A 23417-nucleotide genomic window follows, 5' to 3' on the forward strand; every position below is an offset into this window, starting at 1 on the left:
TCCCTCAGTTCTTATCGTTTGTGGCCGGTGTCGAGATGGCGTTCCATGAAGCCTGAATAGCGCGACATGCCGAAGCAGAAAAGCCAGAATATGAAGCCGGCGAAGACCAGCCCCGTTATCGGTGTCACGGGGCTCGCCCAGTTCGCGTCGGAGAAATTCTGGCGGACGATGCCGAGCAGATCGAACATGCCAATGATCGCTACCAGCGACGTGTCCTTGAACATGCCGATGTAGGTGTTGACGACGCCCGGGAGGACCAGCTTGATGGCCTGCGGCAGAACGATCAGCCGCATCTTCTGCCAATAGCCGAGGCCGAGCGAGTCTGCGCCTTCGAACTGGCCTTTCGGCACGGCCTGCAGGCCGCCGCGAATGACTTCGGCCATATAGGCCGAGGTGAAGATCGCGACGCCGACGATAGCGCGCAGCAGCTTATCGACGGTCCAGCCCTGTGGCATGAACAGTGGCAGCATGTAGCTGGCCATGAACAGCACCGTGATCAATGGCACGCCACGGATGACCTCGATAAAGATCACGCACAGCATACGGACGACAGGCATTTTCGAGCGGCGCCCGAGTGCAAGCACGATGCCGAATGGAAACGAGACCGCGATCCCGACGAAGGAAATCACCAACGTCACCAGCAGGCCGCCCCATCTTTCCGTTTCCACGACCTCTAGGCCTAAGCCGCCATGGAGCAGAAAGAACGAAACGATCGGCAGCACGAAGAACGCGAGAATCGCGTTCAATCCCTTCCTGGGAAGCGATGGCATCATGAGCGGCACGAAGGCGATGATCGTCAGAATCATAACGAGCACAGGCCGCCAGCGTTCATCCGGCGGATAGAGGCCGAACATGAAGATGACGAATTTCGCGCGGATGAAAGCCCAGCAAGCGGCATTCCAACCGTCCGGCTGGGTTCCGCCCTGAACGGTCGTGGCGCAGAAAGTGCGGTCGGTTCCGCTCCAGACTGCCTGCACGAACAACCAATTGACCAGATGCGGGATCACCCATGCAAGGAAGGCAATAGCGATCACGGTCAGAACAACGTCCTTTGGTGTCGCCAGGAGGTTCTTCCTGATCCAATGCCACGCACCTTTCTCGCCAGCCGGTGCTGGTTGCGCCAGAAGGAGGGTCTTGCTGACCAAGCTTTGATTTGGGTTTGACATCCTATCTCTCCACCAGAGCCATCTTGGCATTGAACCAGTTCATGAACAGCGACGTTGCGATGCTCAAGGCGAGATAGATGATCATCCATATGATCACGACTTCGACCGCGCGGCCGGACTGATTGAGGATCACGCCGCCGACTGCGACGAGATCGGCATAGCCGATGGCGATGGCGAGCGAAGAGTTTTTGATCAGGTTGAGATATTGGCTCGTCAACGGTGGAATGATGATGCGCATTGCCTGCGGAATGACCACGAGCCTGGTGATCGCCGACGCGCGAAGGCCGAGCGCACCTGCCGCTTCCGACTGGCCTTTCGCTACGCCGCGAATGCCGGCGCGCACGATTTCGGCAATGTAGGTCGCGGTGTAAAGAGACAATGCCAGGAGAAGTGCAATGAACTCCGGTCCCACGACGGATCCGCCCGTCAGGTTGAATTTGCCGGCGACCGGATAATCGAAGGAGAGCGGCAGGCCCACCGCAAGGAAGGTCAACAGCGGCAGGCCTATCAGCACGCCGATCGACACCCAGATCGTATGGAATTGCTGGCCTGTCGCCGCCTGGCGCTTGTGTGCCCAGCGCGCCAGGAAAACTACCGCCACGATAGCGACAACGAAGGCAAGGCCGACGGCCCACATACCAGCGCCGAAAATCGGGCTGGGGAAGGCAAGGCCACGGTTGCTGAGATAGGTGGAGAACGGCAGATGCACGGCATCTCGCGCTTGCGGCAGCAGCACCAGAACGCCGCTGTACCAGAAGAAGATAACGAGCAATGGCGGAATGTTGCGGAAGATTTCGACGTAGGTCTGGGAAAGCTTGGCGATCAGCCAATTGTTTGAAAGCCTGCCAATGCCGATGATGAAGCCGACGATCGTTGCGCAGACGATGCCGACCACTGAAATGAGAAGTGTATTGAGCAGGCCGACGATGAGCGCTTGGGTATTGGTGGAATCGCTGGAATATGGAATCAGCGCCTGTCCGAGATTGAAGCCGGAGCGGCCTTCCAGGAAGCTGAAGCCGAAGGAACGGTTCAATGCGCGTAGATTGTCAGCCGTATTGTGGATCAGGAACCAAACGAGAGCCACAAGAATGATAATGGTGACGGCCTGATAAAACACCCCCCTGACTTTCGGGTTGTTTATAACAGGTATGATCACAGATAAGACCACAGATACAAATGAACGCTCGCCCTCAGGCGAATTTGTAGTAATTGCCATGCAGAAATTTTCCCCAATGTGCCTGTTTCAGGCTTGTTTTCTTGAGGGGAGAAAGGCGAAAGCCGCCTTTCTCCATAAGTTTATGCCGTTCGCGGCTTAGCGGACCGGCGGTGCGTACTGGATGCCGCCCTTGTTCCACAGCGCGTTCAGGCCACGAGCGATCTTCAGCGGGCTGCCGGCGCCGATGTTGCGGTCGAAGACTTCGCCGTAGTTGCCGACGCCCTTGATGATGTTGTAGGCCCAGTCGTTGGTCAGACCGAGGTCGGTGCCGATCGTCGAACCTTGCTCAGCGCCAAGGAAGCGCTTGATGTCCGGGTTTGCCGAACCCTTCATCTCGTCGACGTTCTTCTGCGTGATGCCGAATTCTTCAGCGTTGATCAGCGCGTAAGCGGTCCAGCTGACGATGTCGAACCACTGCTCGTCGCCCTGGCGAACGGCCGGTCCAAGCGGCTCCTTGGAGATGATCTCCGGCAGAACAACGTTGTCGTCGGGATTCTTCAGAGTCAGACGCAGCGAATAGAGGCCCGACTGGTCGGTGGTGTAGACGTCGCAACGGCCGGAATCATAGGCGGCGTTGACTTCCTCGAGCTTGTCGAAGACCACCGGATTGTACTGAAGGTTATTAGCCTTGAAGTAGTCGGCGAGGTTGAGTTCCGTCGTGGTACCGGACTGGACGCAGACGGCGGCACCGGAGAGTTCCAGAGCGGACTTGACGTTCAGTTCCTTGCGGACCATGAAGCCTTGGCCGTCATAGTAGGTGATCGGGCGGAAGTTGAGGCCGAGCGCCGTATCGCGGTTGATGGTCCAGGTCGTGTTGCGCGACAGCAGATCGACTTCACCGGACTGCAGCGCGGTGAAACGGTCCTTGGAGCTGAGGGGGGTGTACTTGACCTTGGTCGCATCACCGAAGACAGCCGAAGCGACTGCCTTGCAGAAGTCGACGTCGAAACCGGCCCAGTTACCGGATGCGTCTGGCTGTGCGAAGCCAAGAAGACCCGTATTCACGCCGCATTGAATGAAGCCCTTGGCCTTCACGTCGCTCAGCGTCGAAGCCGAAGCGCCGGAGGCGGTGTATGCCAGTGCCGCGGCTCCCAGCAATACGGACAGCGCAAACTTTTTCATCTTTCCCTACCTTTGACTATTGTTTTATAGTTAAAATGTATCGCTCCCGAAGCAGGTTCTCGGAGAACCACGTTCCCTCACTCTCCCGGTGCGAGTGGTCCTATCACAGTCGTAAATGGATTTGCGGTCAAGACATTGGCCCAATTATTGCGGATTTATTCGGCATTTTCGCCCGGGGCGTTCGAAAAATGAGCGTTTGGCGTGAAAATAAGCGGCATTTTGCCAAAAAACTACGCGAAAACGGAGGTTAATTCGCTATTTTCGTTATTTTAGCCTTCTAGTAATAAGAGGACTGAGACGGATCAGGGTTGACCCCGCTGGACTTGCTCGCCACAAATCGAGGTTCCTACAGCGCCAAGGGCATATCCGGACATGAAAGACAAAGACACATTGCTGCAGAACGCCGGCATCAATACGCGTTTATCCCACATCGGCAATTCGCCCTCCGATTTCCACGGATTCGTCAATCCGCCCGTGGTTCATGCGTCCACGGTGCTGTTTCCGAATGCACGGACCATGGAAACGCACGACCAGAAATATACCTACGGCACGCGCGGCACGCCGACGACGGATGCGCTTTGCGAGGCGATCGACGCGCTGGAGGGATCGGCGGGAACGGTCATCGTGCCGTCCGGGCTTGCGGCTGTCACCATACCTTTTCTTGCGTTTTTATCCGCCGGTGACCATGCGCTGGTCGTCGATTCGGTCTACGGGCCGACGCGCCACTTCTGCGATACGATGCTGAAGCGGCTCGGTGTCGAGGTTGAATACTACGATCCGCTCATCGGCGCCGGCATCGAGCAGATGATCAGGCCGAACACCAAATTAGTGCATACAGAGGCGCCGGGTTCCAATACCTTCGAAATGCAGGATATATCAGCGATTTCGACGGCTGCTCACAGGCACGGCTGCGTCGTCACGATGGACAATACCTGGGCAACACCGCTCTATTTCAAGCCGCTTGATCACGGCGTTGACATCTCGATCCATGCGGTGACCAAGTATCCGGCCGGCCACTCCGATATTCTGATGGGGACCGTTTCCGCCAATGCGGCGCATTGGAAGCGCTTGCTGGACGCCCATGGTCAACTCGGCATCTGCGGCGCACCGGATGATGCTTACCAGGTGTTGAAGGGCTTGCGCACTATGGGTGTGCGGCTGGAGCGCCATCAGCAGAGCGCGCTTGCCATCGCCCAATGGCTGGAGGGACGGGAGGAGGTTGCGCGCGTACTGCATCCCGCGCTGCCGAGCTTCCCAGGCCATGCGATTTGGAAGCGCGACTTCAAGGGATCGAGCGGCATTTTCTCCTTCGTGCTGGCTGTCGACAGTCCTCAGAAATTCAAGGCCAAGGCGCATGCCTTCCTCGATGCGCTCCGGATTTTCGGTCTCGGCTATTCCTGGGGCGGCTTCGAAAGCCTCGCTTTGCACGTCAACCTCAACGACCGCCGCCTCGCCAAGGCGCCGACGGAGGGGCCGGTATTGCGCCTGCAGATCGGCCTGGAAGACGTGGCCGATATCAAGGCGGATATCGAAAAGGGGTTTGCGGCAGCCAAGGAGGCTTGATCAGCCGATGGCGCGATAGCCGTAGATCCAGTCCATGTCCGCCGCAAGACTTTGCGGCGGGCGCAGGGACAGAACGAGGTCGCGCGCCATCCGTATCGGCCCGCGGGCATGGTAGGCGAATTGATTGAAGGCGGCGCGCTGGCGCAGGCGGGCGATGCGCGGCGCACGATGCTTCTCATAAAGATCGAGTGCTTCAGAGACAGAGCGCGTTGAGAGCATGCCTGCCAATTCGAACGCATCCTCGATTGCCATGGCCGCGCCTTGGGCGGCGAATGGCATCATCGCATGAGCCGCATCGCCGATCAGGATCGTGTCGCTGCCATTGTGCCATCGGCCGACGCCCATTTCGTAAAGCGGCCAGAAGCTTGCCTGCTCCTGCGTTTCCAACATCCGCAGAATTGCGCTGTTCCAGCCGGAGAAGCCGCGCAGCATATTGTCTCTTTGGGCCTTGCTGCCGATAGCGCTCCAATCGTGGCTCGCGCTGCTGCCGGAAACGATGGCGACGATATTGAAGGCGGCGGTTTCGCGGATCGGATAGCAGACGAGGTGGCTGGAGGGACCGAGAAACGCCGTGACGCTGGTCTTGTTCAGGATGGCCGGTGCGGAAGCCTCCGGAAGAGTGAAACGCCACGCGATGTTGCCGGAAAAGAGCGGCGAGGGGGCGCCGGGCACCAAGGCGCGTGCCTTTGACCAGACGCCGTCCGCGCCGATGACGAGATCCATGTCCCGGCCGGCGATCCCATCCAATCCCCGTCTGTCTTTGATATCGACGTGTCGGCCGAGATGCAGCGTGCAAAGCGCGTTGGCTGTCACCGCATCGAGGAGTGCTTTCTGCAGGGTCGCGCGATGCGCCGTGCCGTAGGGAGATCCCCATCGCTGCTTGGCGAAATCGCCGCATGGAACGGATGCGACAGGCCGCAGCGAAGAGCCGGAAACCAGCCGCACGTCCTGCGGTTCGAGCCAGATGGGCAGAAGCGCGTCGAGGACGCCCAGCGCATTGAGAATGCGGGAGGCGTTCGGGGAAATCTGCAGGCCGGCGCCAACTTCGGTCAACACGTCCGCCTGTTCGAAAATCTCCGATCGGATGCCATGCCTTGCCAGCGCCAGCGCCGCCGTCAACCCGGCTATTCCGGCGCCGATGATGGCAGCTGTTTTGATCGGCATTCGACTATGTCCGATCGCGATCCAGGAGGGTCACGCGGCCTTGAAGTGGAAGACGCAGCCGGGCGGGTTGGTCTGATCCGCCTTCAGCGACGGATTGTAGCGGTAGAGCGTCGAGCAGTAGGAGCAGACCTTCTCGCTATCGTCGCCCAGGTCGATGAAGATATGCGGATGGTCGTAGGGAACCGAGGCGCCGGTGCACATGAATTCCTTCACGCCGATTTCGATAACGCGGTGTCCGCCATCGTTCTGGAAATGGGGAATATTGTGGCCGGCCATGATGATCTCCAAATGCGTCTTGCCTTGAGCGGCATGAATGTTGCGCCAGACTTGGTAGCCCCTCTTTATAATCCTTCTTGCCGATTGTGTAGTGCGAAAGTCCGGCTCGGCGCAGAGATTTTCGCGAAAGCGGGGTTCACCTGATATCGCCGATAAAATATGGTCCGGCGCCAATAAGCCCTGTTTGCGAAGATACAGCCATGAATTTGAATGTTCCTCCGATTTCCTATTTTGTCAGCGACGGATTGAAGCTCGCCTATTTCGACGAGGGCAATCCGAATGGTCAGCCGGTTTTGCTGATTCACGGATTTGCCTCGACCGCGGTTGCCAATTGGGTCAATCCGGGTTGGCTCAAGGTGCTTGATGAGGCGGGTTACCGCGTGATCGCCATCGACAATCGCGGTCACGGTATGAGCGACAAGCCCTATGATGCCGATGTCTATCATCCCTGGATCATGGCCGAAGACGCCGTCGCTCTGCTCGATCACCTCGGCATCCCCGAGGCGCATGTCATGGGCTATTCGATGGGCGCGCGCGTTTCGACCTTCATGGCGATCACGCATCCTGACCGTGTTCGTTCGCTGGTGCTCGGCGGCCTCGGCATCGGCATGGTCGAAGGAGTCGGCGATTGGGATCCGATCGCGGACGCCCTACTGGCGCCATCGCTGGACGATGTCATGCATCTGCGCGGCCGCATGTTCCGCGTTTTTGCCGAGCAGACCAGGAGCGACCGGCAGGCGCTTGCCGCCTGCATCCAGGGGTCGCGCGATCTGGCCGCAAAGGAGGATGTGGCGAGGATCGAGGCGCCGACCCTGATTGCCGTCGGCACCAAGGACGATATTGCCGGCTCGGCGCAGGAGCTTGCTGATCTGATGCCGCATGCCGAAGTCGTCGACATCCCCAACCGCGATCATATGCTCGCCGTCGGCGACAAGGTCTTCAAGACGGCGGTTCTTGAATTCTATAAGCGGCTGGAGAACTGACGGGCTGGATCGGTCAAGTCACCTGCCGGTGAAATGCGGTTTCCGTCGCGCGGCAAAGGCGGCCCGCCCTTCGGCATAGTCGGCGCTGTCGAAAGTCTCGGCGCCGATCACTTCCGCTTCGCGCAGCAGATCGCCATCCTGTTCGATGACGGCGCGGATTGCGAGTTTCGAGGCATGCAGCGCGATCGGCGCATTGGCGGCGATCGCATGGGCGAGGGCGGAAACCTCAGCGTCGAACGCGCCAGCCTCTATCTCTTCCAGCAGAAATCCGGCCGCAGCCATCTTCTCGCTCGACATGGGAGCGCCCGTAAAAAGCGCGACCTTGGCCATCTGCGGCCCAAGCGCGTTGACGATGTCTTGCACGGCGTCGGCGGGATAGGCGATGCCGAGGCGGACGGCGGGTATGGAGAAGCGCGCACCTTGCTCCGCGATCCGTAGATCGCAGGCAGCGGCGAGCCCGAAGCCGCCGCCGTAACAGACGCCGCGGATCGCCGCGATCGTCGGCACGCGGCAATGACGAATGGCCGTGAAGGCCTGACTGTTCAAAGCCTCGTAGGCGACAGCCGTTTCGGCATCTTTACGCACGCTATCGAATTCGCGGATGTCGGCGCCCGCGGAAAAATCCGTGCCGGCGCCGCGAAGAATGATAACGTGGGCGTGCGCCTCGTCGGTCAAAATGCGCACGGCCTGAGGAAGTGCACGCCACATGGCGGCCGTCACGGCATTCTTGCTGCCGGGGTTGTTGATGGCGATCGTGCCTATGGCATCGCTGCTGGTTGCACGAAGGAGACCGCCGGCAAAATCATGCTCGAAATTCATGCGCGTCCGACCCATTTGTCTTGTGTGGCATTTATTCTATATAATGCACCACTGGCAGCAAATCGGGAGACCGCCAATGGTCGCAGTAACGGACATTCGCCCTCTGGAGGGCCTAGGCGCGGTTAAGGTCGTGGATCCCATCTGGGATAGCATGCGCGAGGAGGCTCGCTCGGCCGCTGACCGGGACCCGCTTCTGGCCGCCTTCCTATATTCGACGATCATCAATCACCGTTCGCTGGAGGAATGCGTCATCTATCGCATTTGCGAGCGCCTCGACCATCCGGATATGCAGGCCGTTCTCCTGCGGCAGACTTTCGAGGAAATGCTGAGCGATTGGTCGGAATGGGGATCGATCCTGCGTGTCGATATTCAGGCCGTCTACGATCGCGATCCCGCCTGTCTCCGTTTCCTCGAGCCGGTTCTCTATTTCAAGGGCTTTCATGCCTTGCAGACCCATCGTCTCGCGCACTGGCTGTACAATCGCGGCCGCCGTGATTTTGCGCTTTATCTGCAAAGCCGATCCTCGAGCGTCTTCCAGACCGACATCAACCCGGCTGCGCGGATCGGCAAGGGTATCTTCCTCGATCACGCGACCGGCCTGGTCGTGGGCGAAACGGCGGTTATCGGCGACAACGTATCGATCCTGCATGGCGTCACCCTCGGTGGCACCGGCAAGGAAGGCAGCGACCGCCATCCGAAAATCGCCCATGGCGTGTTGATCGGCGCCGGAGCGAAGATCCTCGGCAATATCCAGATCGGCCATTGCTCGCGTATCGCCGCCGGGTCGGTCGTTCTGAAGGAAGTGCCGCCGAAGACGACGGTCGCCGGCGTTCCAGCCAAGGTTGTCGGCGAGGCAGGCTGCTCGGAGCCATCCCGCTCCATGGATCAGCTGCTGGCCGAACGCATGGTTGTCGACCAGATCATGGGCGCCGGAATCTAGGCAAAGTCCAACCTGAACTTCGGGATTTAGCGCCATCGCTGAAGGTATTTGGCGCGGTTCCGGTCTTTACACCGCCGCTTTTCCCATGCAAGAAGCGGCCAAACAGAGATCCTCACGGAGATGCATTGTGAAGCCTGACGAAATCAAGAAACTCGACGCCTACTTCAAGCGCATGTTCAATCCGCAGATGGTGGTGAAGGCCCGGCCGCGCAAGAATGATTCGGCAGAAGTCTATCTCGGCGAAGAGTTCCTGGGTGTTGTCTATATCGATGATGAAGACGGCGACCGCTCCTACAATTTCTCGATGGCTATCCTGGACGTCGATCTCTAAGTCGCTGTAAGTGTCCAATATTCCAGTCCGATTTCGAAGCCGCATTTCATCGAAATGCGGCTCTTTTCTTGGATGCCGACTGAAAATGATCCGATTCGTCGTTCTGAACGGGTGGTTGAACCTTCCATCCACCCAGATAGGATTTTCCGCCAAATCGCAATATTTCTGCCAAAGCCTGTAGTTGCACAGACATTGATATATATTAGAAAAAACAAACGGATGCGTCTGCGCTCTCGTCGATGACATTGTGCCGTCATCGGAAATGCAATCTCCGGGTGATATTGCGATGCACAAGACTACTTGACTAATTGTGCATCGCATTTAAGTCTTGTCTGTGTAAACCGGCCGTGGGCCGGCCAACAAGGGACGGAGAAACATGTTCAATTTCGATGAAGCGAACAAAAAGGGCAAGGAAGCCATGGACACGGCGCTGAAGAGCTACTCCGATGTCAGCAAGGGTTTCCAGGCTATTGCCGCCGAAACTGCTGAATATTCGAAGAAGTCGTTCCAGGATGGTGTTACGCACTTTGAAACGCTCGCCGGCGTCAAGAGCTTCGAAGCTGCTTTCGAACTCCAGAGCACCTACGTGAAGTCGGCCTACGAAAATTTCGTCGCCGAAGCCACCAAGCTCGGCGAAATGTATGCAGATCTCGCCAAGAACGCTTACAAGCCTTACGAAGCGCCTGTCGCTGCAGCGACGAAGGCTGCTAGCAAGGCGGCAGCGACTGCCACCGCCGCTTAAGAACTCGCCCAAGGCGACAATTCCGGAAGGACCGACTGCGCGATGCGCAGTCGGTCCTTTGCGTTTCCGATAGTCGTGCCTGGTTCGACAATAGCTGCAACTTTTTTGGCCGTAGCCCGCTTTGTCAGCGAATTGTGATTGCAGTGTCCCGCAAGGGGCTTAAAATCACGCCGATATGAACTAAGTTATAGGTTCGGATATTCGGCCCGACCGAGTCAATAAACCAACCCAGTTGCCAAGTCGGAATGCGATAGCTTCTGCCGGATGATTTGAGGAAAGAACGAAATGATCGCTGAGCCGATCCGGATGCAAAACAATGGCGAAAGGAACGGGGACAACGGAAATCGCGGGACCTCGGTGATTACACGCACCAAGCCCAAAACCAAGAAGCCCAATCTATACCGCGTGCTGCTTCTGAATGACGACTATACGCCCATGGATTTTGTGATCCACATCCTGGAGCGTTTCTTTCAAAAGGATCTTGAGAGTGCCACTCGCATCATGCTTCACGTCCACAACCATGGCGTGGGTGAATGCGGGATATATACATATGAAGTAGCCGAAACGAAGGTGAGCCAGGTGATGGATTTTGCCCGGCAGCACCAGCATCCGCTGCAATGTGTTATGGAAAAGAAGTGAGGATCTGAACGTGCCAACATTTTCGCCTAGTCTTGAGAAGGCGCTGCACCAGGCACTGACTTACGCGAACGAGCGGCATCACGAGTATGCCACGCTGGAACATCTGCTTTTGGCGCTGGTAGACGACGCCGACGCCGCAGCTGTCATGGGCGCGTGCAATGTTGATCTCGACGCGCTCCGTAAGACTCTGACTGAATACGTCGATAATGAACTTTCAAACCTGATTACGGGCTATGATGAGGACTCGAAGCCGACCTCCGGCTTCCAGCGTGTCATCCAGCGCGCCGTGATCCATGTACAATCGTCCGGTCGCGAGGAAGTAACGGGCGCCAACGTTCTCGTCGCGATTTTTGCGGAACGGGAAAGCCATGCTGCATTCTTCCTGCAGGAGCAGGAAATGACCCGCTACGACGCGGTCAACTATATATCTCACGGTATCGGCAAGCGTCCGGGTTCCTCCCAAACCCGCACGCCGCGCGGCGCCGAGGAAAGCGAATCCGAGAGCAAGCCGACCGCCCGCGGTGAGCAGGAGGAAGGCAACGGCAAGAAGCAGCAGGATGCGCTGAAGGCCTATTGCGTCAACCTCAACGAGAAGGCCAAGAACGGCAAGATCGATCCGCTGATCGGCCGTCATTCCGAGGTCAATCGCACGATCCAGGTGCTTTGCCGCCGGTCGAAGAACAACCCGCTTTATGTTGGCGACCCCGGGGTTGGCAAGACGGCGATTGCCGAAGGTCTTGCCAAGCGCATCGTCGAAGGCAAGGTTCCAGAAGCGCTTGCCGACGCCACGATCTTTTCGCTCGATATGGGCACGCTGCTTGCCGGCACCCGCTATCGCGGCGATTTCGAAGAGCGCCTGAAGCAGGTCGTCAAGGAGCTCGAGGAATATCCGGGCGCCGTGCTGTTCATCGATGAGATCCACACCGTCATCGGCGCTGGCGCCACTTCCGGCGGTGCGATGGATGCCTCGAACCTGCTGAAGCCGGCTCTCTCCTCGGGTGCGATCCGTTGCATTGGTTCGACCACCTACAAGGAATACCGTCAGTTCTTCGAGAAGGACCGGGCACTCGTCCGCCGTTTCCAGAAGATAGACGTCAACGAGCCGAGCATCGAGGATGCCATCGAAATCATGAAGGGCCTGAAGCCCTATTTCGAAGAGTATCATCACCTGCGCTATTCGAACGACGCCATCAAGTCGGCTGTCGAGCTGTCGGCTCGCTACATTTCCGACCGCAAGCTGCCGGACAAGGCGATCGACGTCATCGACGAAACGGGTGCTGCGCAAATGCTGCTGCCGCCGTCCAAGCGTCGCAAGCTGATCACCGAGAAGGAGATCGAGGTCACGATCGCCACCATGGCCCGTATTCCCCCAAAGACGGTGTCCAAGGATGACGAGATGGTTCTCGCCAATCTCGAGCAGGAGCTGCGTTCGGTCGTCTATGGCCAGGACACGGCGATCGAGGCTCTGTCGACGGCGATCAAGCTGGCTCGTGCGGGCCTGCGCGAACCGAACAAGCCGATCGGCTGCTACATCTTCTCCGGCCCCACGGGCGTCGGCAAGACGGAAGTCGCCAAGCAGCTTGCTTCGTCGCTCGGCGTCGAACTGCTGCGCTTCGACATGTCGGAATATATGGAGCGTCACACGGTTTCCCGCCTGCTCGGCGCACCTCCCGGCTATGTCGGCTTCGATCAGGGCGGTCTGCTGACCGACGGTGTCGACCAGCATCCGCACAGCGTTGTCCTGCTCGACGAAATCGAGAAGGCGCATCCGGATATCTTCAATATCCTGCTGCAGGTCATGGACCATGGCGCGCTGACCGACCACAACGGCAAGAAGATCGACTTCCGCAACGTCATCCTGATCATGACGACCAATGCGGGCGCATCGGAAATGGCCAAGGCCGCGATCGGCTTCGGCTCGGCCAAGCGTACGGGCGAGGATGAAGAGGCTCTGAACCGCCTGTTCACCCCGGAATTCCGCAACCGTCTGGATGCGACCATTCCGTTCGCGCCGCTGCCGACCGTTGTCATCCACAAGGTCGTGCAGAAGTTCATCATGCAGCTGGAGGCTCAGCTTTCCGAACGGAATGTTACCTTCGATCTGCACGAAGACGCGATCGCCTGGCTGTCCGAAAAGGGCTACGACGAAAAGATGGGCGCCCGTCCGCTGGCGCGCGTCATCCAGGAAAATATCAAGAAGCCGCTGGCGAACGAAATCCTCTTCGGCAAGCTGAAGAAGGGTGGCGTCGTTACCGTCACGGTCGGCACGAAGGAAGACGGCACCACCGGCATCGTGCTCGAAGCAACCGCTGATACGGCACCGATCCGGCCGAAGCCGGAAGCCGAGGTCGGCGATGCGCCGCTCGAGGTGGAGCAGGATGACGGTGACACCACCGTCAAGGCCAGAAGCCGCGTGGGCAAGGCCGGTGCAGCCGCGGATGCCCGCCGTTCGGCCAAGGCCGCGGCGGCCAGCGAAAACGACGAGCCGGAAGGCAAGTCGCCGCGCAAGGGCGGCACGGTGCCGAAGGTTCCGCGCAAGTAACTGCCGATTGGCTGCTTGAGAAAAATGAAAAGGCTGCATTGGAAACAATGCAGCCTTTTCATATGCTTATTTTGATATAATAATTAAGTGCTACAGGTTCGTATTGTCGATTTCGAGGAAGGACTCGACTTCGGGCCCCCAGCGATCGCGCACGAAAGCGACGTGGTCGGGGTCGATGTTATAGGCGTCGTAGCCTGATCGACTATCGAACTCCGTTGAGAACCCGAAAGTAAAATCATTCTTTGGACTGGTCTGCCGAAGCTGCTTGAAGTTTCGGACGCTCAATATCTCTTTGAGAACGAGGGCGTCTTTGAGGAAACTGGTCTCCTCAACCGAACCGGCTTTATGTTTCAGGCGAAAGGCGACAGATGGCGAATCATGTGTCTCCAGGTCAAGCCAGGGCTTCGATGATCTTCTTGGCATTATCAGCCAGCACCGCACCGTCTTCCATCTTGCCCGAATGCGGTTTCAGCGCCACGCCTTCGTGACGCGGAATGACGTGGAAATGGAGATGGAACACGGTCTGCCCTGCGGCAGGCTCGTTGAACTGGGCGATGTAGACACCGTCGGCATCGAAGGCTTCCTGGACGGCGATGGCGACCTTCTGGACGATGGTGATCGCGTGCTGAAGTGCGGCAGGATCGGCATCGAAGATGTTGCGGGACGGAGATTTCGGCAGAACCAGCGTATGGCCCGGCGATTGCGGCATGACATCCATGAAGGCGACCGTGTGCTCGTCCTCGTAGACACGATAGGAAGGGATCTCGCCTTTCAGGATCTTCGCGAAGATATTGTTGGTGTCGTAGGCCGAGCTGGTCATCCGGGATATCCTCGTCTTCCGTTTATGATTGTCCAGAACGGCTAGATATCTTGCCGTTCGCCTTTGCGGAAGGGGCTGTGTTCGGTAAGGACTTCGCTCATTTCCTCCACCTGCTCCCGCTCGTGCTGCAGATAGTCGGCAACGGCGCGTCGCAAGCCCTGATGGCCGATATAATGCGCCGAATGCGTGATGACAGGAAGATAGCCGCGCGCGAGCTTATGCTCGCCCTGAGCGCCGGCCTCTACTCGCTTTAATCCCTTGCTGAGCGCGAAATCGATCGCCTGATGATAGCAGACCTCGAAATGCAGGAAGGGATGATCCTCGATGCAGCCCCAATGCCGGCCGTAGAGCGTTTCTCCGCCGATGAAATTGATGGCGCCGGCGATATAGCGTCCCTCGCGTTTCGCCATGACGAGCAGGACATCCGCAGGCATGCGCTCGCCGATCAGCGAATAGAATTTTCGCGTCAGGTAGGGGCGGCCCCATTTGCGGCTGCCCGTATCCATGTAGAAGGCGAAGAACTGATCCCATATGCCTTCTGTGAGATCGCTGCCGGTCAGCCAATCGATGCTGATGCCGTGCTCGAGTGCCGCGCGGCGCTCCTTCTTAAGTGCTTTGCGCTTGCGCGACGCGAGGGTTTCCAGGAAGGCATCGTGGTCGGCATAGCCCTCGTTGATGAAATGGAACTGCTGGTCGGTCCGATGCAGATAGCCATCTGTTTCGAAGACCGAGACCTCGTCTTTGGGCAGGAAGGTGATGTGCGCAGAGGAAACGCCGAGTTGTCGTGTCACTTCCTTCAGGCTTTCGGCGAGCGCCGGCTGGATAGCCTGCCGGTCCTGGCCTTCGGCGACGAGCAGCCGCGGTCCTGTGGCCGGCGTGAAGGGCACGGAGCATTGCAGCTTGGGATAATAGCGGCCGCCGGCACGCTCGAAGGCGTCGGCCCAGCCATGATCGAAGACATATTCGCCCTGGCTGTGGCTCTTCAGATAACCCGCAACGGCGCCGATCAAGTCGCCGCCATCGGTTTCGAGCAGCAAATGGTTGCCAAGCCATCCCGTCTTGTCGCTTGCTGAGCCCGACTCCTCAAGCGAGGACAGAAAGGCATGCGAGACAAACGGGTTATATGGCAGCAGCTTGCTTGCCTTGGACGCTCCGGCGAGCTTGGACCAGCTTTCCGGGGCGATGTTCTTGAAGGATCGTTCGACTCGAATGGATAATTCGTCTGTCATCAAATTCTTGCGCTTGGAAGGAAGGATGGATGGGGCTCTCAACCGCTGCGCCACGCGTCCAGTCGGATATGCAAAGGACGCAGCGGAATTTCAAGTTTGCGCATAAGTCCCTCCTTCAATCGATCCCGATTTATGAGGCTATGCGCGGGTCAAAACCTTCGAAAGTCATCTGGTCTGCATTGGCAAATGTATGTTTGCGGGCCGCTTCGTCGCGCACGGTCCAGGTTATGACCGGAATGCCGCGCTGGCGCTGCGCCGTGATGAAGGGGTTCGGCAGATGGCCGTAGAAGTACGAGATGAAGTCTAGCCCAAGCTGCATGGCTTCGTCATGCTTAAAAAACGCCTCGGGCTCATTTCCGTCGGCCGTGAGACCGATCGGGTAGGGTGCTTCCAGCGCCTTGAGGTCCTTGAGCAGCCAATGGTCGAAGCTCATCAGGGCCACATGTCCCTTGTAGCCTTCCAGCACTTCGAGCACGGCTTCCGCAAAGCCCTCGTCGTCGCCTTCGCGGCCCTTCAGCTCCAGCACCAGCGGTACCTTGCCGTCGCAAAGCCGCAGGAGCTGCTTCAATGTCGGGATCTTGTCCTTGGTGCCGCCGACCGAAAGCAGGCCGAGTTCGGCCGATGTGCGATCGCGCAGCTGAGCGGGCAGATTGCAGACGCGCTGCAGATCGTCGTCGTGGAAGACGACCGGGACGGCGTCCGAGGCATAATGCAGGTCGCATTCGATGGCAAAACCTGCCTCGATGGCCCGGGCAAACGCAGAGAGCGTATTCTCCCAGACCTCCTTGTTCATGTCATGATAGCCCCGATGGGCGACGGGACGTTCGGTCAACCAGGCATGCTTGGTCATCAGGCGATTTCCAGAATGGCATCGATTTCAACGGCGGCATTGAATGGCAGGGCTGCCATGCCGACGGCGGCGCGGGCGTGCTTGCCGGCGTCTCCCAACACGTTTGCCAGAAGATTGGAGGCGCCGTTGATCACAAGGTGTTGTTCGACGAAATCAGGCGTCGAGGCGACGAAGCCGTTCAGCTTGATGAGGCGCTTGATGCGGCCGAGATCGCCGCCGAGCGCTGCCTTTGCCTGCGCAAGAATATTGATGGCGCAGAGTTCGGCGGCGCGCTGGCCGCCGGCAACGTCGACATCCCTGCCGAGATGGCCTGTCACGCCGACCTTGCCGTTTTCCATCGGCAGCTGCCCGGACAGATAGAGAAGATTGCCGCTGATGACATAGGGAACGTAATTCGCGGCCGGTGCGGCGGCCTGCGGCAGAACGATGCCAAGTTCCTTCAGACGACCCTCTATAGCGTCGGACATTTTCATCTCCCGTTTTGTTGTAAAAACTTCAAAAATCCGGCATCAAGACTAAATTCCGTCAATTAGGACCGGCAGCCTCGTTTAAGCCGAAAGCGTTCTTATAACATCGCGTGCGAGTCCAACAGGAGATAATGAATGATCCGCTCGAGTCTTGCTGCAGCTGTCGTTTCGGGTCTGGGCGTTCTGTCTCTGGGAACTCCGGCAGCCCATGCGGCCGTTCCGAGTGGCCTCATTGCACATCGCGCCGTCTATGATCTCGAACTGAAGGACGCTTCCGATCGTTCCGGCATCGCCGGCATGTTCGGTCGCATGGTCTATGAATTCGAAGGCTCCGATTGCACAGGGTTCACCACCAATTTCCGCTTCGTCACGCAGATCGACACGGGCGATTCCACACGGGTCAGCGACCAGCAGACGACGACGTTCGAGGATCTGGCCAAGCGGGTGTTCCGCTTCGAAACCAAGTCCTATACCGACAGCCAACTCGACAAGGACGTGCGCGGCGCCGCGACCGACGACCAGAAGGGCATCAAGGTCGATCTGACTCAGCCGCACAGCAAGCAGATCGAACTCATCCAGAGCCGTTTCCCGACCGAGCATATGCTCGACATCATCCACAACGCCAAGCTCGGCAAGAATTTTTTCGAAGCCCAGGTCTTCGACGGTTCCGACGACGGCGACAAGCCATTGATCGCGACCACCGTCGTCGGCAAGCAGGAGACGCCCGCCACGGATGATCCCGACGCCGACAAGGCCGGCGCCTTTGCCAAGACCGCCTTCTGGCCGGTGTCCGTCGCCTATTTCAACGAGAAGTCCACGGGCGACGCCATACCGGTCTACCGCATGTCGTTCAAGCTTTACGAGAACGGCATAACGCGCGATCTCACCATGGATTACGGCGACTTCGTCCTCACCGGCAAGCTCACCAAGCTCGAGGTTCTCGATACGAAGGCCTGCCAATAGCTCTCGCCGGGCCGCGGCGCAAAGGGCAAAATTTTCGTCATAAAACTGTGATCCAAGTTTCACTATTGTGTGAAACGATCGGCGCGCTTGGGTGAGTCTGACTTTTGCCCGTGCCGATCTGGAATTGTATTGGGGCGCGCGGGGGGATTGATCGTCTTGGGGCGGTCGACAATGTTTTGCGGTCGGCTCTGTGTTTTATGTACGAGAAAGCACAATCTATGAGCAATACCGATATCTCCGCCGGTTCCAACGAGACTCTGCCTGTGGTCGCCGCTGATCCGGGTGAGATCGCCCGCATCGGCGATAGCATCGACATCACCGACCGCGCAGGGATTTCCGTCTACGGCGACCGCGCCCAGCAGTCGGTCTCCGATTATTCCGACCGGATTCTCCGGGAGGTCCGCAATCGGGATCTCGGCGAGGTGGGCAGGCTGCTGACCGAAATCATCATCAAATCGAAGAAGCTCGATCCGGCTTCCTTGAAGGACGAAAGCTTCCTGTCGCGCGTGTTTTCCTCATTCAGGGCCAGGGTGCAGCGCTTCAAGGAAGAGTTCGAGGATGTGGCGGGCCAGATCGACCGCATCGGGCTCGAGCTTGATCGTCACAAGGATATCCTGCGCCGGGACATCGCCCTTCTCGATGATCTGCACGAAGAGACGAAGCAGTCCATCCTGCAGCTCGATACCTATGTGCAGGCCGGCAAGAATTTCGTTGAGCGCTTTCGCGCAACCGAACTTCCGCGGCTGAAGAGTACTGCCGATGCGGCCTCCACCGGTCCTGGCGGGGGCATGCTGGAGGCGCAGGTCTATCAGGACAGCCTGCAAGCTCTCGATCGTCTCGAGAAGCGGGTTTTCTATCTGCAGCAGGCGCGCCAGCTCGGCATTCAGCAATTGCCGCAGATCCGCATCGTGCAGTCCGGCGACGAAACGCTGATCGAGAACCTGCAGGCAACCTCGGCGCTGACGGTGCCGGCCTGGAAGCAGAAGATGGTCATCCTGCTCGGCCTGAGCCAGCAGAAATCGGCGCTTGAATTGCAAAAGACGGTGACGGACGCCACCAACGACATGATCCGCGAGGCATCGAAGATGATGAAGGATCAGGCGATTGCCATCGAGCAGCAATCGCAGCGCGGCATCGTCGATATCGATACGCTCGCCGCCGCCAATCGCGACCTGATCGACACAATCAGCGGCGTGCTGAAGGTGCAGGAAGATGGTCGCGCCAAGCGGGCCGAGGCCGAGCAGCGGATGCAGAAAATGACCATAGAGCTCAAGAAGGCGATGATCGAGGCGCGGTGAACTGCATGAAGATCCGCACATTCGTTACCGGCCTGACGCTCGCCGCAGTTCTTGCGCTGAGCGGCTGCAATGTCGGCGGTGATGGCCCGAAGTTCTCGATCGTTTCCGGCTCGGAAAACACCGTCATTCAGCCGATCGTCGAAGAGTTCTGCAAGGAAAAGAAAGCGACTTGCAGCTTCACCTATGAAGGCACGCTGGATATCGGGCTCGCTCTCCAGAGCGAACAAGGCGTCGAACAGGATGCTGTCTGGCCGGCATCGAGCGTTTGGGTCGATATGTTCGACGTCAAGCGCCGGGTGAAGTCGCTGACGTCGGTGGCGCAGATGCCGGTCATTTTCGGCGTGCGCAAATCCAAGGCCGAGGCGCTCGGCTGGATCGGCAAGCCTGTCTACATGAAGGACATATTGGCGGCGGTGAAGAACGGCTCGCTGAAGTTCTTGATGACATCCGCGACGCAATCCAACTCGGGCGCCAGCGCCTATCTCGCAATGCTGTCGAGCGCGCTCGGCAACAAACCCGTCATCGAGCCGGGCGATCTCGACAAGCCGGATGTCCAGGGTGCTGTCCGGTCCCTGCTTGCCGGCGTTGAGCGCTCTTCTGGTTCCTCTGGCTGGCTCGCGGATCTCTATACGGACCAGGCTGCAAAGGGCGTGCTTTACGACGCCATGTGGAATTACGAAGCCGTGCTGAAGGAGACCAATGACAAGCTGGCCGGCATGGGCAAGGAGCCGCTTTATGCCATCTATCCGGCCGATGGCGTCGTGGTTGCCGATTCGCCGATCGGTTTCGTCGATCATGGGCGCGGGCAGGAGGTTGAGGCCTTCTTCAACCAACTCCTTGACTACTTGCGTTCTGCACCGGTGCAGAAGCGCATCGCCGATACCGGCCGCCGCATTCCGCTCGCGGATGTCACCGCCAAGCCGGACCCGTCTTGGAATTTCGATCCGACGCGTCTCGTGACGGCAATTCGCATGCCCGAGCCCGCGGTGATCCGCCAGGCGCTCGATCTCTATCAAGTGGCATTGCGTAAGCCGTCGCTGACCGCCCTCTGCCTCGATTTTTCGGGTTCGATGGAAGGTAAGGGCGAGAACCAGCTGCAGGCGGCCATGCAGTTCCTGTTCAATCCGGATGAGACCGGCAAGGTATTGGCGCAGTGGACGCCGGCGGACCGCATCATGGTCATCCCCTTCGACGCCGATGTGCGCACGACCTTCGAGGCGACGGGAAATCCGGCGCAGCAGAAGAGCTTGGTCGATAAGGTCTCGCTGCAGCATGCCGGCGGCGGTACGGATATGTACGCCTGCGCGGGCAGGGCGCTTGACTGGATGAAGAGTACGCGGGACCTGTCCTCCTATCTGCCGGCGATCGTCATCATGACCGACGGCAAGTCCGACGATGCCAACGGCGATTTCATGAGCCGGTGGAGATCGGTCAACCCGCATGTGCCTGTCTTCGGCATCACCTTTGGCGATGCGGACAAGCGGCAATTGGATGCCTTGGCGCAGGAGACCTCGGCGCGGGTGTTCGATGGCCGCGGCGATCTCGTCAGCGCATTCCGGGCAGTGCGCGGCTATAACTAGGACGATAATGCGCAATTGGTTCGGCAATGACTGGAATTGGATCGTGGCGGGGCTTGTCGCCGCGATTGTCGTTCCTGTGCTGAGCTTTTATGCCGGCATGCCGATATGGATCGCGGCCGTCATCGGCGTGCTCGTCTTCGTGGGTCTTATCTTTGTGCTGGCACCACGCGGCCTCTTCGAAGGGCTGGACGCGAAGGCCATCGGCAGGGGCCGGCTCGAATTCGCCCGCGATCTGCTGAATTCGGCGACACCCGCCGCGCGAAGGCTGGAGGCTTCTGCGGCCCAGATCGCCAGCAAGGAGACGGCAAAGCGGGTGCGGCATCTGGCGGAGATCGCCGCCGACGTCTTCGCCAAGGTCGAGGCCAATCCGGAGAGTGCCGGCACGGTGAGGCGGTTCCTCAGCTACTATCTGCCGCGAGCCGCCGAGGTGGCGGAGGGTTTTGCCGTGATCGAGGCGAAGCGCCAGCCGGATGCGACGCGCCTTCAGGAGGTCGATCTGGTTCTGACCAAGCTCGAAGATGCCTTCGTCCACTATTCGGACAGCCTGGTCGACGACAGGCTCGATACGCTTGATACGGAGCTGCGCCTGATACAGGCCTCGCTCAAAGAGGATATAGGACGCTGATGGCCATTTCCCGCCGCGCTTTTGGAGTAGGGCTTCTTGCTGCCGGGGTCGCAGGCACCGGTGGCTATTTCGCCGTCAAGGACAGGCCGGAGCTTCAGGGGTTGCTTGGCAACCGCACGAAGCTTTTCGGCTTCATCGGCGGCGAGAAGGAAGCATTTCTAGCCGACAGCGATGTGATCGGCGCCCTCCACAGCCATGGGCTGGAGATCAACAGTCGCGTCGCTGGCTCCGTCGAGATGGTGCGGGAGCAGGCGCTCCTCTCGCAGAACCCCGCGTTCCTCTGGCCTTCTTCCTCGATCATGGTCGACATAGCCCGGCAGAGCGGCATCAAGATCCGCAACGATCGCGTCATCCTCAACACACCCGTCGTCGTTTATTCCTGGCAGCCTGTCGTCGATGGATTGACCAAGGCCGGGCTTGTCACCACGACATCGGAAGGACAGCATCAGCTCGATCTGAAGGCGCTGCTGGATGCCGTCCTTGCCGGAACAACCTGGTCGAAGCTCGGCGTCAACGCGCTCTATGGACAGTCCCGGATCGTTTCCACGGATCCCAATCGTTCCAATTCAGGCTTCATGTTTTCCGGCCTCGCGCTCAGCCTCCTGAGCGGCAACGTGGCCAGCGCCGACAATCTCGCGCAATTCGGCGACAAGACGCAGTCCATCTTCCGCAATATGGGTTTCAAGTCGTCGTCATCAGGCAAGCTTTTCGAACAGTATCTCGCCGGCGGCATCGGCGGCGAACCGATGATCGTCGGCTACGAGAATCAGTTGGTGGAATGGATCATCGCCGATCCGCAGCGGTGGCACCGGGTCCAGGCCAGCAATGGCGCAAAGCCCGTGGTGCTCTATCCGCATCCGACCGTCTATTCCGCCCATCCGCTCATCGCCATAGACGAACAGGTCGACCGCATGATCGAGGCGTTGATCAGCCCGCGATTGCAGGAGCTTGCCTGGGCCAAGCATGGTTTCCGCGGGCCGCTCGGAACGGCGACCGGAGATGCCGACAGCGCCATTGCCGGCTTGCTTCCGGCGGAGATCGACGCCGTCCTGCCGATGCCGGACGCCAATGTCATGCTGGCATTGCTCGATAAACTGGCGGCTTGAGGGCAGGGCGCGCAGCTATTTTTCGTCCCAAGCCTTGCATTCCCGGCAAATCGAATGTATGGCCAGCCGCATTCCACACGTAAGGCATGGGATTGTCCGGGAGAAATCCGGATCGTTCCGCCCGGTGGCATTCTCGAAGAGAGTGCTGTTCGCCTTGCGGAGGTTCAACCGGAAAAGGAGTCAAAGGCATGGCATTGCCTGATTTTTCTATGCGCCAGCTTCTGGAAGCTGGTGTTCACTTCGGCCACCAGACACATCGCTGGAACCCGAAGATGAAGCCGTACATTTTCGGCGATCGTAACAACATCCACATCATCGACCTCGCTCAGACGGTTCCGATGCTGAGCCGCGCCCTGCAGGTCGTCAGCGACACCGTTGCCCGTGGCGGCCGCGTTCTGTTCGTCGGCACCAAGCGTCAGGCGTCCGAACTGATCGCCGACAGCGCCAAGCGTTCGGCCCAGTACTACGTCAACGCCCGCTGGCTCGGCGGCATGATGACCAACTGGAAGACGATCTCCAACTCGATTCAGCGTCTGCGCAAGCTCGACGAAATCCTCTCCGGCGACGCCCAGGGCTTCACCAAGAAGGAGCGTCTGAACCTCGAGCGCGAGCGCGAAAAGCTTGACAAGGCCCTCGGTGGTATCAAGGACATGGGCGGCACGCCGGACCTGATGTTCATCATCGACACCAACAAGGAAAAGATCGCGATCGACGAAGCCAAGCGCCTCGGCATCCCGGTCGTCGCCATTATCGACTCGAACTGCGATCCGGACCTGATCGACTATCCGATCCCGGGCAACGACGACGCTTCGCGCGCCATCGCTCTTTACTGCGACCTGATATCGCGCGCTGCCATCGACGGCATCGCTCGCCAGCAGAGCGCATCGGGCCGTGACCTCGGTGCTTCCGAGGAAACTCCGGTCGAGCCGACCCTGGCGGACGGCGCCGAAGCCTGATCGCGCCTCGAGGCGGGCAG

General features: G+C 59.0%; 24 protein-coding genes. 13 read left to right on the forward strand and 11 right to left on the reverse strand.

The window, feature by feature from the left end:
- Positions 1-11: 11 nt before the first annotated feature.
- The 3 genes from FHT29_RS12180 to FHT29_RS12190 all read right to left on the reverse strand — a co-directional run bounded on the left by FHT29_RS12180 (position 12) and on the right by FHT29_RS12190 (position 3504).
- Entirely contained in the window at positions 12-1166 is a 1155-nt protein-coding gene (locus FHT29_RS12180; RefSeq protein WP_037201866.1) for an amino acid ABC transporter permease, read from the reverse strand.
- A gap of 1 nt (position 1167) precedes the next feature.
- Positions 1168-2382 (reverse strand): amino acid ABC transporter permease, encoded by a 1215-nt coding sequence (locus FHT29_RS12185; RefSeq protein ID WP_047557754.1) that lies wholly within the window; start codon positions 2380-2382, stop codon positions 1168-1170.
- Between the two features lie 96 nt (positions 2383-2478).
- Positions 2479-3504 carry an amino acid ABC transporter substrate-binding protein gene (locus FHT29_RS12190; RefSeq protein WP_037201870.1) on the reverse strand — a complete coding sequence of 342 codons (1026 nt, stop codon included), beginning with the start codon at positions 3502-3504 and terminating at the stop codon, positions 2479-2481.
- A 372-nt stretch (positions 3505-3876) separates the two neighbouring features.
- Here FHT29_RS12190 and FHT29_RS12195 point away from each other — a divergent pair, with 372 nt between their 5' ends.
- Positions 3877-5067, forward strand: coding sequence for a cystathionine beta-lyase (locus tag FHT29_RS12195; RefSeq protein WP_047557751.1), 1191 nt, complete (start codon positions 3877-3879; stop codon positions 5065-5067).
- Here the strand turns inward: FHT29_RS12195 and FHT29_RS12200 are convergent, their stop codons facing one another.
- Complete coding sequence (locus FHT29_RS12200; RefSeq protein ID WP_047557748.1) at positions 5068-6231, reverse strand: FAD-dependent monooxygenase; 1164 nt, start codon at positions 6229-6231, stop codon at positions 5068-5070.
- A 30-nt stretch (positions 6232-6261) separates the two neighbouring features.
- Positions 6262-6507, reverse strand: coding sequence for a zinc-finger domain-containing protein (locus FHT29_RS12205; RefSeq protein WP_037201878.1), 246 nt, complete (start codon positions 6505-6507; stop codon positions 6262-6264).
- A gap of 200 nt (positions 6508-6707) precedes the next feature.
- Between FHT29_RS12205 and FHT29_RS12210 the strand changes: the two genes are divergently transcribed.
- Complete coding sequence (locus tag FHT29_RS12210; RefSeq protein ID WP_037201881.1) at positions 6708-7490, forward strand: alpha/beta hydrolase; 783 nt, start codon at positions 6708-6710, stop codon at positions 7488-7490.
- Positions 7491-7508: 18 nt separating this feature from the next.
- On the opposite strand, the gene FHT29_RS12215 is transcribed toward FHT29_RS12210, so the two are convergent.
- Positions 7509-8309: an enoyl-CoA hydratase-related protein gene (locus tag FHT29_RS12215; RefSeq protein WP_047557916.1), complete on the reverse strand. Its 801-nt coding sequence runs from the start codon at positions 8307-8309 to the stop codon at positions 7509-7511.
- A gap of 76 nt (positions 8310-8385) precedes the next feature.
- Here FHT29_RS12215 and cysE point away from each other — a divergent pair, with 76 nt between their 5' ends.
- From cysE to clpA, 5 genes are all read left to right on the forward strand, one after another.
- Complete coding sequence (cysE, locus tag FHT29_RS12220; RefSeq protein ID WP_037201883.1) at positions 8386-9249, forward strand: serine O-acetyltransferase; 864 nt, start codon at positions 8386-8388, stop codon at positions 9247-9249.
- 127 nt (positions 9250-9376) lie between these two features.
- The gene (locus FHT29_RS12225) at positions 9377-9580 is read left to right on the forward strand and encodes a DUF3126 family protein (RefSeq protein ID WP_034505173.1); all 204 of its coding nucleotides are present in this window, start codon (positions 9377-9379) and stop codon (positions 9578-9580) included.
- A gap of 376 nt (positions 9581-9956) precedes the next feature.
- The gene (locus tag FHT29_RS12230) at positions 9957-10322 is read left to right on the forward strand and encodes a phasin family protein (protein ID WP_037201886.1); all 366 of its coding nucleotides are present in this window, start codon (positions 9957-9959) and stop codon (positions 10320-10322) included.
- Positions 10323-10607: 285 nt separating this feature from the next.
- Complete coding sequence (clpS, locus tag FHT29_RS12235; protein ID WP_034505170.1) at positions 10608-10961, forward strand: ATP-dependent Clp protease adapter ClpS; 354 nt, start codon at positions 10608-10610, stop codon at positions 10959-10961.
- 10 nt (positions 10962-10971) lie between these two features.
- A complete protein-coding gene (gene clpA / locus FHT29_RS12240; RefSeq protein ID WP_037201887.1) occupies positions 10972-13503 on the forward strand; it encodes an ATP-dependent Clp protease ATP-binding subunit ClpA in 2532 nt (843 codons plus the stop codon).
- A gap of 90 nt (positions 13504-13593) precedes the next feature.
- On the opposite strand, the gene FHT29_RS12245 is transcribed toward clpA, so the two are convergent.
- From FHT29_RS12245 to FHT29_RS12265, 5 genes are all read right to left on the reverse strand, one after another.
- Positions 13594-13926, reverse strand: coding sequence for a Dabb family protein (locus FHT29_RS12245; RefSeq protein WP_052212336.1), 333 nt, complete (start codon positions 13924-13926; stop codon positions 13594-13596).
- Positions 13895-14323, reverse strand: coding sequence for an HIT family protein (locus tag FHT29_RS12250; protein WP_037201889.1), 429 nt, complete (start codon positions 14321-14323; stop codon positions 13895-13897). Before FHT29_RS12250 ends, FHT29_RS12245 begins: the two co-directional genes overlap by 32 nt.
- 41 nt (positions 14324-14364) lie before the next feature.
- A complete protein-coding gene (locus FHT29_RS12255; protein WP_168599708.1) occupies positions 14365-15552 on the reverse strand; it encodes a GNAT family N-acetyltransferase in 1188 nt (395 codons plus the stop codon).
- Between the two features lie 130 nt (positions 15553-15682).
- On the reverse strand, positions 15683-16402 hold the full coding sequence (locus FHT29_RS12260) for a glycerophosphodiester phosphodiesterase (RefSeq protein WP_047557743.1): 720 nt from the start codon (positions 16400-16402) through the stop codon (positions 15683-15685).
- The gene (locus FHT29_RS12265; protein WP_037201896.1) at positions 16402-16869 is read right to left on the reverse strand and encodes a RidA family protein; all 468 of its coding nucleotides are present in this window, start codon (positions 16867-16869) and stop codon (positions 16402-16404) included. Before FHT29_RS12265 ends, FHT29_RS12260 begins: the two co-directional genes overlap by 1 nt.
- Positions 16870-17004: 135 nt before the next feature.
- On the opposite strand from FHT29_RS12265, the gene FHT29_RS12270 reads away from it, so the two are divergent.
- From FHT29_RS12270 to rpsB, 6 genes are all read left to right on the forward strand, one after another.
- Positions 17005-17832 (forward strand): cell envelope integrity EipB family protein, encoded by an 828-nt coding sequence (locus FHT29_RS12270; protein WP_037201899.1) that lies wholly within the window; start codon positions 17005-17007, stop codon positions 17830-17832.
- 218 nt (positions 17833-18050) lie between these two features.
- Positions 18051-19130: a toxic anion resistance protein gene (locus FHT29_RS12275; RefSeq protein WP_047557739.1), complete on the forward strand. Its 1080-nt coding sequence runs from the start codon at positions 18051-18053 to the stop codon at positions 19128-19130.
- A 5-nt stretch (positions 19131-19135) separates the two neighbouring features.
- Complete coding sequence (locus FHT29_RS12280; protein ID WP_047557737.1) at positions 19136-20710, forward strand: substrate-binding domain-containing protein; 1575 nt, start codon at positions 19136-19138, stop codon at positions 20708-20710.
- Between the two features lie 7 nt (positions 20711-20717).
- On the forward strand, positions 20718-21335 hold the full coding sequence (locus tag FHT29_RS12285) for a 5-bromo-4-chloroindolyl phosphate hydrolysis family protein (protein ID WP_168599709.1): 618 nt from the start codon (positions 20718-20720) through the stop codon (positions 21333-21335).
- Positions 21335-22441, forward strand: coding sequence for a hypothetical protein (locus FHT29_RS12290; RefSeq protein WP_047557730.1), 1107 nt, complete (start codon positions 21335-21337; stop codon positions 22439-22441). The genes FHT29_RS12285 and FHT29_RS12290 overlap by 1 nt, the downstream gene beginning before the upstream one ends.
- A 188-nt stretch (positions 22442-22629) precedes the next feature.
- Positions 22630-23397, forward strand: coding sequence for a 30S ribosomal protein S2 (gene rpsB / locus FHT29_RS12295; RefSeq protein WP_037201912.1), 768 nt, complete (start codon positions 22630-22632; stop codon positions 23395-23397).
- The last annotated feature ends 20 nt before the right edge of the window (positions 23398-23417 follow it).

Origin of the sequence: Rhizobium sp. SG741, assembly GCF_012275435.1 — a bacterium.
In the GTDB taxonomy this organism is placed as follows: Bacteria; Pseudomonadota; Alphaproteobacteria; order Rhizobiales; family Rhizobiaceae; genus Rhizobium; species Rhizobium lusitanum.